The sequence below is a fragment of the Bacillus sp. 522_BSPC genome (assembly GCF_001076885.1).
GTDB classification, from domain to species: Bacteria; Bacillota; Bacilli; order Bacillales; family Cytobacillaceae; genus Niallia; species Niallia hominis.
Genome location: NZ_JVDT01000235.1, coordinates 1 through 12,086, shown reverse-complemented (window position 1 = coordinate 12,086; position 12,086 = coordinate 1). Strand labels below are relative to the sequence as shown.

Below are 12,086 nucleotides of genomic sequence, written 5' to 3'. Positions count from 1 at the left end.
AAACCTCATTTTATTTGGAGAACTAGACTTTTTCAGTGCCCTCGATTTTAGTATCTGTGTTTTTTTCCATTAAATTTATTAGAATAAGTTCAAATACCTTATGCTCATCTGCACACAAACCGGTCGACATCATAATGAATATCAACTTTCTTTGATTTAGTACTCTACGCAACACCATAAGAACGAATTTTTTATGTTTTCCTTCCCTTCCATCATAACATGTATATACAAGTTGTCAACTAATTTAGTAATACGTTTTCAAAACATCCTTTTATGAAAAAGATATTGTATATAAACTTGTATGTATAATAAATAAGAAGGATTATACTTGCCACATCATTTTTCACTATTTCCTTGCTAAACTCTATGTTTTCTTTTTCTTGTGCCTCTCACCCGACTTTCCCCCCTTTATCAAAGAAAACATTGGTCTTTTAAGCCTATTTTTGATACGATATCTCTATGATTTTTATTGTACGTATAAGTTAACATCGTTAACTACAATGGAAAGCGGTGAAACAGTGGCACAAACAACAAAATACAATATGGTGAAAGAAAAAATTACGGACTGGATCACTAGCGGTAAAGTGCAGCCCGGAGAAAAAATATACTCAGAAAATGAGTTGGGGAAAATGTTTGGGGTAAGTCGACATACGATTCGTCAAGCATTAGGCGATTTAGTACAGGAGGGCTGGCTGTACAGAGAACAGGGTGCTGGTACTTTTGTTTCCCATCAGCAGATTCCTTCTACACAAATGGCATTATCCCAATCTCAGCTTCCATTAAAGAAAACGAAAAATATTGGTGTCATTACAACATATATATCAGACTATATTTTCCCATCCATTATTAAAGGAATTGAATCTTATTTAACAGATCATGGATATTCACTCACTTTCGCTTGTACGGACAATGATATAAAAAAAGAAAAACAATGTCTTCAGACAATGTTAAACAGAAACATTGACGGTTTAATTATTGAACCGACTAAAACAAATGTCTTCAATCCAAACATGAAGTTTTATTTAGAGTTAGAGCAAAATAAAATCCCTTATTTAATGATTAACCAATTTTATCCACAGCTCTCTCCCCCTCATTTAGTGGTGGATGACGAATATGGTGGATTTATTTCGACAGAGCATTTAATAAAGCTTGGGCATAAAAAAATCATTGGATTATTTAAATCCGATGATTTGCAAGGAATTAATAGAATGAAAGGATTCATACAAGCATATAAAGCTTATTCGATTCCGTTCTTCCCAGAAATGCTGATTAATTATTCTACCGAAAATCAAGTTAAATTTCCCATGGAGCGATTGGCAGAGACTTTCAAAACAGATAATAGACCGACCGCTATTATTTGCTATAATGATCAACTTGCCATCCAAGTAATCCAGTATCTTCGCTCCTTACATTTATCCATTCCAGATGATATCTCCATCATTGGCTATGATGATTCATTCTTAGCCGAAGCCTCTGAGGTTAAATTAACTTCTGTATCCCACCCAAAAATGGATATGGGCTTAGATGCAGCAAAATGGATTGTCAATGCAGTGGAAGAGAAAGGAACTTTACCATTGTCCTATGTGTATAAGCCTAACTTGGTATTAAGAAATTCCACAGGACCTTATCCAAAGACATTATAGAAGTTCATTTGCTCCACATATTAGGAAAGAACATGTATACTATAAATAGATTTATACTTAGGAGTGAGCCGTTTTGAAGGATGAATTAGCTTATATAGGTAACAAAATCATAAAAAACAAGAACATCCTTGCTGAAAATACAAATACATTGCTATCTCAATTTTTACAGCAAACCTCTGATTTATCCTTACCTTATCTAAAAGAAGATATGCATAAATGGAATGCGAAACTCTTTTTCATTTTAGCTGAATCATTAAAGGATAATAAAGATACAGATGAAATACAGCAATGGGCGGAAAAAACTGCAGAGGCATTTGTAAGGAATCATATTCCTTTACAATCCGCCCTTCGCTCCCTATCCATTTATCGAAATGTTATTTGGGACGTATTTACAGAAGAATTGGAGCAGAAGTCTTTTGCACCAATTACTATGTTGGATGTAGGAAAGATTATTGATCCGATTCTCGATGAAATAAGTGCTTATATTGGGCATATTTATGAAGAACATAATACAAAGATAATGAAGCTTGCCTATAATGCATTAGAAGAACTGTCTGTACCAGTTGTTCCAATCGCGAAAGAAACAGCGATTATCCCACTTATCGGCGAAATAGATACACAACGTTCGCAATTAATTTTAGAGGTAGCATTACAAGAATCTGCCAATTTAAAAATCGAATATCTCATTTTAGATATCTCTGGCGTACCAATTGTCGATACAATGGTTGCAGATAATTTATTTAAAGTCGTTCACGCTTTGGATTTGATTGGAGTTAAATCCATTGTCTCTGGAATTAGACCTGAAATTGCTCAAACGATTATTTCTTTAGGAATCGACTTTAGCAAGATTACCACGTGTGCAAATTTACATACTGCTTTAGCTAGTATTGGGTTGAAGAGAGTAATAGAATAAGAAAAAGAGGATGTCTTAAAGTGTTATTGTAATAAATAACTCTGCTAAGACATCCTTTTTTTATGCTGTATAACGCTCTTTTTCAATTTCTTTTAATGATTTTCCTTACTTGGAAGCCAAATGTTATTATTATAAAATCTCTTTAAACATAGAAATGACTTCTTCCTTTGTAGGTTGGAATGGATTTCCTGGAGCGCATGCATCTACTAATGCAAAATTCGCTAATTTATCCAAATCCACCTCATCTACACCTAATTCTGATAATTTTGCTGGAATTCCTACTGTTTGGCAAAGCTTTATTATGGCAGCAATGACTTCCTCAGCACACTGGCTATCCGTTTTTCCTTCAATAGAAATACCAATCGCTTTAGCTATTGCAGGAAATTTTTGAGGATCCCGTCTAGCATTTTCTCTTTCCACGATAGGTAAGAGCATAGCATTGCATACACCATGTGGTAAATCATATACGCCCCCTAATTGATGTGCCATTGCATGAACAAATCCTAAACCTGCATTATTAAATGCCACACCAGCTAAGAACATAACATATACCATCTGTTCACGGGCTTCTATATCATGTCCATCCTTAACTGCACGCGGTAAATAAGTGAATATCTTCTCTACTGCAGCTAAAGCAGTAGCATCGGTTACTGCATATGCTCCCGGAGTAACAATTGCTTCTATCGCATGTGTTAAAGCATCTATTCCTGTTGCAGCTGTTAATGCAGCAGGCTTATCCACCATTAGCACAGGATCGTTCACAGATATTGTTACAAGGCAATTTTTATCCACCATCACCATTTTGACTTGTCGTTCCTCATCTGTAATGACATAGTTAATGGTGAATTCACTGGATGTTCCAGCAGTTGTGTTTATCGCTACAATTGGTACTGATTTTTTTGAAGTTTTTCCTACACCTTCGTACTCCCTAATATCTCCACCATTCGTTACATAAAGTCCAATTGCTTTTGCTGTGTCTTGAGGAGATCCTCCACCAACAGATACAATAAAATCACATTCATTTTCTTTGTATGCTTCTACTCCTTTATATACATTTGCTGTTGTCGGATTAGGTTTTACTTCTGCATAAACAACATACTCTATCTCTGTTTCGTCGAGTACTTTTTTTACTTTTGCCACAATCCCGCTTTCATTTAGGAAAGCATCGGTTACCAATAGTGCTCTTTTTACGCCTAATTCTTCTATTTGTGGTCCTACTTCCTGTAGACAGCCTCTTCCCATTAAATTCGTACTTGGAACATAGTTTTTACACTTGACTATATTTAAAGACATAGATACCATCATGAGAAAGTAGCTTTATTTTAGGGGCTAAATTAGAGATTGTTCGTCTTTACAGATTTTTCCATTTAGTTTTATCCCGCCTTCTATCGACCTTATTTCCCCAGCATATCAAGTGTTTCTTCTACTCCTACAGCATAATCTTCAAATATACCATTTTTAATTTTTATCATTGTTGGGGTGCCAGTAATTTCAATTTCCTTCGCGGTTTCTGGCGCTTCATTGCCGTAGGCTGTATTATGTGTGGCAATAATTTGATTATCCTCATTTGCAACAACCCCCCAGGCAATATTTTTATCATTTTGGAAGTCCTCTATATTTATTCCATCATTCCAAACTTCTTTTCCGTCCACTATTTTACCTATTATTTTGTCATGCTCTTTATGGTGGGCTTCCCAGTCATACCAGCTAGCTTCATTCTTTTCTTCCTGCATATCGACAATATAAATTGGAACGTCTCCACTGTTGCTAAACTCAATAACATGCTCTTCAATTTCCTTACAATATGTACAGGTTGCTTGCCAAAAATAAACGATATATTCCTCATCTTGCTGATTGAATGTAGAGGATGCTTCTATTTTCGTTAAATCCTCAATAGCATTAATACGATTACTGTTTAACAACCAGATAGCTGCAAAACAAACAATCAAGATTACCGCAATCACTATGAAAATAATCATTGGTCTATTTTTTTTCTTCATTTATAAATCTCCTTCACTACAATAAGTAATACCTATATTCTATCTAAAAAGCCACCCCAATAAATCATCAAACCAGCCACAATTTCAACATAATTGTGAACAAGTCTTCTCCATTGATGGCTTTATTCTAATTGCAACGAAAATGTTAGCAGCAAATTCACTATATTCGTATTATTCATTCCTTCTATGATAAAATCAGAATATCTTGAAAAGGAGTTGAATACCGTGAAAGAAAATATAATAAATCGCTTTATATCATATGCTGTTGTTGATACACAATCGAATGAGAACAACGCAGAATGTCCTTCTACTCCAGGACAGTTAACACTAGCTAATTTATTAGTAGAAGAACTTAAAGAAATTGGATTAGATGAAGTAACTATTGATGAAAATGGCTATGTGATGGCTACTTTGCTAGCAAATACGAATAAAAAAGTTCCAACCATTGGTTTTCTTGCTCACTTAGATACTGCTACTGATTTCACAGGAAAAAATGTACGTCCACAAAGAGTAGAAAATTATGATGGGCAAGATATTATATTAAATGAAGCTTTACATATCGCTTTATCTCCAAACGATTTCCCTGAACTAAAGAATTATGTGGGGCATACTTTACTTACGACAGATGGAACTACCTTACTTGGTGCAGACAATAAGGCTGGTATTGCTGAAATTGTCACTGCCCTAATTTACCTAAAGGAAAATCCCGACATTAAACACGGAAAAATCAGAGTTGCTTTTACCCCGGATGAAGAAATTGGCAGAGGTCCTCATAAATTTAATGTAGAAGCCTTTGATGCTGATTTTGCTTACACAGTTGACGGTGGCCCCTTAGGCGAATTGCAGTACGAAAGCTTTAATGCTGCTGGAGCCAAGATTACAATAAGTGGAACAAATGTGCATCCAGGTACAGCAAAAGGGAAAATGGTTAATAGTATAAAAATTGCAATGGAATTACAAAGTCGCCTGCCAGCAAGTGAGGCACCTGAATTTACAGAAGGATACGAGGGCTTTTATCATCTACTGTCCTTTGAAGGAGATGTTGAAAAGACAAATCTCCATTATATTATCCGTGATTTTGATCGTAATTCTTTTGAAGAAAGAAAAAATGTTCTACAAGAAATTGTGGTCGAATTAAATCAAAAATATGGCGATAATACGATAAAGTTAGACTTAAAGGACCAATACTACAATATGCGCGAAAAAATAGAACCAGTAAAAGAAATTGTTGATGTTGCCTACAAAGCAATGGACAATCTCGGTATTAGCCCTATTGTCCAACCAATTCGTGGTGGAACTGACGGCTCCCAGCTCTCTTATATGGGACTACCGACCCCAAATATATTTACAGGTGGCGAAAATTTCCACGGCAAATATGAATATGTATCTGTTGACAACATGATAAAAGCGACAAATGTCATTGTAGAAATTGCTCGCTTATTTGAAGAACGAGGAGAGTAATAGGGAGAAGGCTATATGCCTTCTCTTTATAGTTTGCTAGATAATTTTTTAATAGTCACCCATTTCGCACCAGATGTTTATTTCGGATTTCGAATTAAATTTTGTACTTTTAATAGTTTAGTATATAATGATTCAGTGCCAAAATCCCTATATTCCATGGATTTAGGGTTGAAAGAAAAGATTAGAGGAGTTTTGCAATGAATACAATCAGTAAAATGCAAGAAGAAGTTACACAAAATACAGAGTTACATCACTTTATTTTAGAATCCTTTGGACTTCAATCCAAGAAAAAGAGAGTGCGCAAAAAACTGTTTAAACAAGTAATCTCTCAAGAAAAAATCCTAAAAAAAGTAGTGAAAGAATTTAAACTAGCAGGTCAAGAGCAGTCAATTCCAACTGCCAAACAGGAAGAAAGCAATATATCCTTTAATAGCCTGCCAATAACTACTTTATTAAAAATCGGAAAAGAATTTTTTAAAGAGGAAGAAAGTGTTCGTTTTTACTATAATAAAAACAAAGAACCTTTCTATAAAAATAAAGAAATGTTAGTTACTTGTATTTCCACAAATTTTGCAGATGCACCTGCTGAAATTCAAAAAGAAATCATCAATAAATTATAATTCTTTACATTTCATGATTCATTTTTTAATAGCCACTTCCTCTCATCCTCCCAAATTATGAAGTGGCTACTATTTTTTATTCCCTCTTTCCCCATGCAATAGTGCTACCGTTTTTAATTTTCTTGTTCCATATCTCACACTCTGCTATAATTTTCATGTGTATATTATTGCACTTATATTAGACTAGAAAGAGGAGGAATACATATGATTAAAGTTGCACCCTCCATTCTCTCCGCTAATTTTGCGAAGCTAGGAGAAGAAGTAAAAGACGTTGAGCTAGGTGGAGCAGATTATATCCATGTAGATGTCATGGATGGACATTTTGTACCTAATATTACGATTGGCCCACTTATTGTAGAAGCAATCCGTCCAGTTACAACTTTACCTTTAGATGTTCATTTAATGATTGAAAATCCTGATTCTTATATACCACAATTTGCAAAAGCCGGTGCTGATATCATCACAGTACATGTTGAGGCATGTCGCCACCTGCACCGTACTATTCAATTGATAAAAGAAAATGGGGTTAAATCAGGCGTAGTATTAAATCCAAGTACTCCTGTAGATACAATCAAACATATCATCGAAGATATTGACATGGTTCTATTAATGACCGTTAATCCTGGTTTCGGTGGACAAGCATTCATCCATAATGTACTTCCAAAAATTAGAGAAGTTCGTCAATTGGCTGATCAACTAAATCCGGCACTTGATATTGAAGTGGACGGTGGTATTAATGCCGAAACGGCAGTATTAGTGAAAGAAGCAGGGGCAAATGTTCTTGTTGCTGGATCATTTATTTATAATAATCCAAATCGTGAAGAAGCAATTAAGGCCGTACGTGGATAAATAACATGAATTTATCATCGTGGGCGTTTTCCTTTCCCTCACTGATGATAAGTTGTTAATTGAATTTTTTAGTCAGTAAGACAGTTCATTAGTGGAGACTTCCGAATTAATTGATAACAAGAGGCTGGGACAAAAGTAAATAGCCACTATCACAGCTTTTATAAACCAATAAAAAAACCTGAACAAGCATATGGAAATATGATTGTTCAGGTTTTTCTATAGCAGGAATCTTCTTTCCTTTTTATCTTTCGCCTTTCTCCTCAAAGTTAATCTATCACTTAATCTTGCGAACACTACCTCGCACTTGATAATTGCAATCATCAATTTTTAGATTATTTGACTATTTCTCCTTTCCATTCACTCACAAATCGTATCAAATACTAGTAATCCTTCCTCAATTATTATATTAGAAATGCTTATTCTATTCTAAAAATAGAGATTATTAAGACTTTAATAGTATATCCTCCTTATATTTACCTATATTAAAGCAGAAATAAAAATTTTTTTGACAAATCTAGCACCTTTTCAGTATTATATTAAAATAATAGAGGAGGTTTCATGATGTCAGAACTAAATAAACAGAAAATTGTGGACAGTGTTCCCCAAAAGGGATTTTTTGGGCACCCTAAAGGATTATTCACTCTTTTCTTCACAGAATTTTGGGAGAGGTTTTCTTACTATGGAATGAGAGCCATCCTAGTTTATTATATGTATTACGAAGTTTCTAAAGGCGGATTAGGTATCTCTGAAGGAACAGCAATAGCTATTGTTTCCATTTACGGTTCCCTTGTTTATATGTCGGGTATAATCGGCGGATGGTTTGCTGATAGAATTTTTGGTACGTCTATGGCCGTTTTCTATGGTGGTATTTTCATCATGCTTGGTCATATTGTTTTAGCCGTTCCAGGAAGTATTACCATGTTCTTTATTTCGATGGTCTTAATTGTTATCGGAACAGGTTTATTAAAACCCAATGTATCAAGTATTGTTGGGGAAATGTATAGTCCAGAGGATGCTCGACGTGACGCCGGATTTAGTATTTTCTACATGGGAATAAATCTTGGTGGATTCCTAGCACCGATTATTGTCGGAGAGATTGGAATGAATTATAGCTTCCATCTTGGTTTCGGACTTGCTGCAGTAGGGATGTTATTAGGTTTAATTGTATTTATGATGACTAAAAAGAAAAACCTAGGTCTTGCTGGTACAGTAGTGCCAAATCCTTTGTCAAAAGAGGAAAAGAAAAAAGTTTATTCTTCCATCGGAATTGGTGTAGTTGTCCTTGCCATTATTCTTGCTATTACTATTTCTTTAGGAATATTAACATTTGATTCTTTCATCACAATTATTGGAATTCTTGGTTTCTTAATTCCCGCTATCTATTTCACTGTTATGTATCGCAGTCCCAAGACAGATCGTGATGAGCGTTCCAGATTAATTGCATATATTCCGTTATTCTTAGCTGCAGTTATGTTTTGGGCTATCCAAGAACAAGGCTCCACTATTCTAGCTACCTATGCAGATAAACGAACACAATTAGAGTTTGCTGGATTAAGTCTTTCACCGACAATTTTCCAATCCATCAATCCGTTGTTCATCATCATTTTTGCTCCAATATTTGCATGGATTTGGATGAAGCTTGGTAATCGACAGCCTTCTGTTTCTAAGAAATTTTCGATTGCTTTATTATTTGCAGGTTTATCCTTTAACATTATGATGTTACCTGCCTATATTGGTGGAGAAAATACACTAGTAAGTCCATTATGGTTAGTATTAAGCTATTTCCTTGTAGTTGTTGGAGAGCTATGTATATCTCCAGTAGGACTATCCGCAACTACAAAGCTTGCGCCTAAAGCCTTCTCTGCACAAACAATGAGCTTATGGTTTTTATCTAGTGCAGCTGCTCAAGCACTTAATGCACAAATCGCACCATTATTTACAAAAATATCGGAAGTTGCCTATTTCGGTATTTTAGGCGGAATAGCAATCCTCTTAAGTATTATCCTTTTCTTGTTATCACCAATGATTCAGAGCAAGATGAAGGGAATAAAATAACATATAAAGACAAGTGGGGGTTTATCCTCCACTTTTTTTTACCTCTGCTTTCCATATACAATAAACGTGGAGTGGTAATGCTCTGTTAACTCTCTATTTCTACTTTATGTCCTCCTATTGAAATTCCATCTACATTTTTTGAACTTACTAGACTTCTTTGAAGTAATTTTAAAGCACGATGCTGTGTTGTCTTCACCTTGCTTTCAGACCATCCTAAATTTAATGCTGTTTCTACAATACTCATGTCTTTTAAATATCTACAATAGATTACCTTTTTTTGATCTACCGTACAGCATTTTAGTAAATGATTCAGCCAATCCAGTTGTTCTTTATGTAGTGCCATTTCCTCAGGAAGTGCCTGTTCATCTTTTATATGAATGGGAATTTCACAATCAAAGGAATAAGAATTTTTTTGCTTTCGAAAATGATCGATAGCGATATTTTTTGCAATTGTATATAACCAAGTTCTTTCACTACTTTCTCCTTTAAAGGAGCATTTTGTTTTAAGAACTCTGATAAAAACTTCCTGAACTAAATCCTCCGCCTCCTCTTTTTTTACTCCTAAATATATTAAAAAATGAATTAACTCTTGATTATATTGTCTATAGAGCTCATCAATCGAACCCATTTCTCCCACTCCCAACAAAACCAGTGAATCCATGGAAAGATAGCAAATTAAAAAATCTTCATTTAAATTAATGAGAGCAAAAATAATTTAATGCATACAAATTTGTTTCTTCATATAACTTCCTCATTAAGTTGTTACTATCTCGATAGTGTTTATCCATTAGATTTGTTACAAAATAGTTTCCAAATCAATTTTTGTAACATTAATGAAATATATTATACATCTTATCGTAATAAAAGTCCCATTTTTTTCATTAAATTTCTGCTATTTTTCTATTTCTTTTTAGCTCTCTTCCATCAAACCGTTGCGTCTACTATTATTTTGTTAGGAAAACTCAAAAGATTCATAGTCTTTTATAGGAGAAGAGGCTGGGACAAAACTAAATAACTCAACTTTCGCACCTTGAAAATCGACCTTGTTTTAGGTCTATCAAAGCTTTAAGAACGCTCACTTTAGGTGCTTGACAATTACTTTTAAACAGAAAAAGCACCTCAATCTTTGGTATAGTGGAATTGACTAGAAACCATTACCACAAAGAAGAGGTGCCTTCTCTATGATAAAGGAAAAACACTCGAATGAGCAACTACCAAATGAACTTTCTGCCGTATTCTCTGAATTACAAGTGTCGAAGTACCTTCGCCAAGCGGGTATTCGAAAAAACTTTGGGTTTTCATGTGCCTATCTGTTTCAGCTTGTTTTTAGTCTAATCTTTCATCAAAAAAATTGGTTTGCCCTTGTCACTTCAAAAAAGAGCGAGCGTTATCCGGGTAAGGATACCGTCTATCGTTTTTTAAATCATTCCAAGTTTGCTTGGCGGAAATTTCTTTTATTCTTTAGTACAGCTACCATTCAAAAGGTCAGTGTGCTTACATCAATGGACCGTCCGAAAGTGCTTATTATTGATGACTCTACATTTGATCGAAATCGTAGTAAGAACGTGGAATTGCTTGCCCGTTGTTTTGATCATGCTTCCTTGAAAATGCGATTTTATAAAGGATTTCGAATGCTTACATTAGGCTGGTCAGATGGGCATACCTTCATGCCTGTTGACTTCTCTTTACTAAGCTCAAAAACCTCTTCTATTAATGGAATCAACGAAGAAATGGATAAACGATGTTCTGGTTATAAGCGTCGTGTTGAAGCTCTCCAGTCTGCGCCTGATCAAATCCCATCAATGATTGAACGGGCATTATCCAGTGGAATCGAGGCCTCTTACGTGTTGATGGACACATGGTTTACTCAACAACCTTTGATTCAGGCAATCGTCGAACAAGGGCTTGACGTTATTGGTATGGTCAAAAATGCAAAGCAACGTTATCAAATGAATGGTCAAATGGTTTCATTAAAAGAACTCTATCGGTTAGCGTCACCACTTCAAGGAAAGAAAGGGCTTCTTCGTTCCGTCATGACGACGATGAAAAACGGTGTACCCGTTAAAGTCGTGTTCGTTCAAAATCGTAATAAGAAAAGCGAATGGCTCGCGATTCTTAGCACAGATTGCACTCTTTCCGAACAAGAAATCGTCCGTATTTACGGGATTCGTTGGGATATTGAAGTGTTTTTTAAGACGACAAAATCGCTCCTTCGCTTACAGAAAGAATTTCAAGGACGCTCCTATGACTTACTTATCAGTCATACAACCATAGTTTTTACTAGATACATCATTCTATCTTGGCAAAATCGTTGCCACACAGATGAACGCACATTAGGTGGCTTATTTTATGACCTTTGTGATGAAGTAAATGAACTTGATTGGGCTGTCGCATTGCAGCAATTAATCGAGCTTCTTCAAGATGTCTTGAAGAAAACCAATAAACAAACACAACAATTACTTAAAAATCAACTATCACAATGGATTGCAGGTCTGCCTAGTTATATCAGAGCTTACCTGCCTAATTTGGTATGCGAAAGTTGAGT

Annotated in this window: 10 protein-coding genes; 7 read left to right on the top strand and 3 right to left on the bottom strand. The window is 35.1% G+C overall.

Features of this window, described 5'->3' with window-relative positions; all coding sequences use genetic code 11:
- The first annotated feature begins 518 nt into the window (after nucleotides 1-518).
- Both ADJ83_RS19150 and ADJ83_RS19145 read left to right on the top strand, forming a co-directional pair.
- The gene (locus ADJ83_RS19150; RefSeq protein ID WP_048718791.1) at nucleotides 519-1,643 is read left to right on the top strand and encodes a GntR family transcriptional regulator; all 1,125 of its coding nucleotides are present in this window, start codon (nucleotides 519-521) and stop codon (nucleotides 1,641-1,643) included.
- Between the two features lie 73 nt (nucleotides 1,644-1,716).
- On the top strand, nucleotides 1,717-2,556 hold the full coding sequence (locus tag ADJ83_RS19145) for an STAS domain-containing protein (RefSeq protein ID WP_048718789.1): 840 nt from the start codon (nucleotides 1,717-1,719) through the stop codon (nucleotides 2,554-2,556).
- A gap of 129 nt (nucleotides 2,557-2,685) precedes the next feature.
- Here ADJ83_RS19145 and ADJ83_RS19140 read toward each other — a convergent pair whose 3' ends face one another.
- Nucleotides 2,686-3,849, bottom strand: coding sequence for an iron-containing alcohol dehydrogenase (locus tag ADJ83_RS19140; RefSeq protein ID WP_048718787.1), 1,164 nt, complete (start codon nucleotides 3,847-3,849; stop codon nucleotides 2,686-2,688).
- Between the two features lie 101 nt (nucleotides 3,850-3,950).
- Nucleotides 3,951-4,556: a thioredoxin domain-containing protein gene (locus ADJ83_RS19135; protein ID WP_048718784.1), complete on the bottom strand. Its 606-nt coding sequence runs from the start codon at nucleotides 4,554-4,556 to the stop codon at nucleotides 3,951-3,953.
- 225 nt (nucleotides 4,557-4,781) lie between these two features.
- On the opposite strand from ADJ83_RS19135, the gene pepT reads away from it, so the two are divergent.
- From pepT to ADJ83_RS19110, 4 genes are all read left to right on the top strand, one after another.
- A complete protein-coding gene (pepT, locus tag ADJ83_RS19130) occupies nucleotides 4,782-6,017 on the top strand; it encodes a peptidase T (RefSeq protein WP_048718783.1) in 1,236 nt (411 codons plus the stop codon).
- A gap of 197 nt (nucleotides 6,018-6,214) precedes the next feature.
- Entirely contained in the window at nucleotides 6,215-6,637 is a 423-nt protein-coding gene (locus ADJ83_RS19120; RefSeq protein WP_031536838.1) for a hypothetical protein, read from the top strand.
- A 204-nt stretch (nucleotides 6,638-6,841) separates the two neighbouring features.
- Nucleotides 6,842-7,486 carry a ribulose-phosphate 3-epimerase gene (gene rpe, locus ADJ83_RS19115; RefSeq protein ID WP_048718780.1) on the top strand — a complete coding sequence of 215 codons (645 nt, stop codon included), beginning with the start codon at nucleotides 6,842-6,844 and terminating at the stop codon, nucleotides 7,484-7,486.
- Between the two features lie 561 nt (nucleotides 7,487-8,047).
- The gene (locus ADJ83_RS19110; protein WP_048718778.1) at nucleotides 8,048-9,541 is read left to right on the top strand and encodes a peptide MFS transporter; all 1,494 of its coding nucleotides are present in this window, start codon (nucleotides 8,048-8,050) and stop codon (nucleotides 9,539-9,541) included.
- Between the two features lie 85 nt (nucleotides 9,542-9,626).
- Here ADJ83_RS19110 and ADJ83_RS19105 read toward each other — a convergent pair whose 3' ends face one another.
- A complete protein-coding gene (locus ADJ83_RS19105) occupies nucleotides 9,627-10,169 on the bottom strand; it encodes an RNA polymerase sigma factor (protein WP_048718775.1) in 543 nt (180 codons plus the stop codon).
- 553 nt (nucleotides 10,170-10,722) lie between these two features.
- Here ADJ83_RS19105 and ADJ83_RS19100 point away from each other — a divergent pair.
- A complete protein-coding gene (locus tag ADJ83_RS19100) occupies nucleotides 10,723-12,084 on the top strand; it encodes an IS4 family transposase (protein ID WP_048717398.1) in 1,362 nt (453 codons plus the stop codon).
- Nucleotides 12,085-12,086 lie beyond the last annotated feature (2 nt).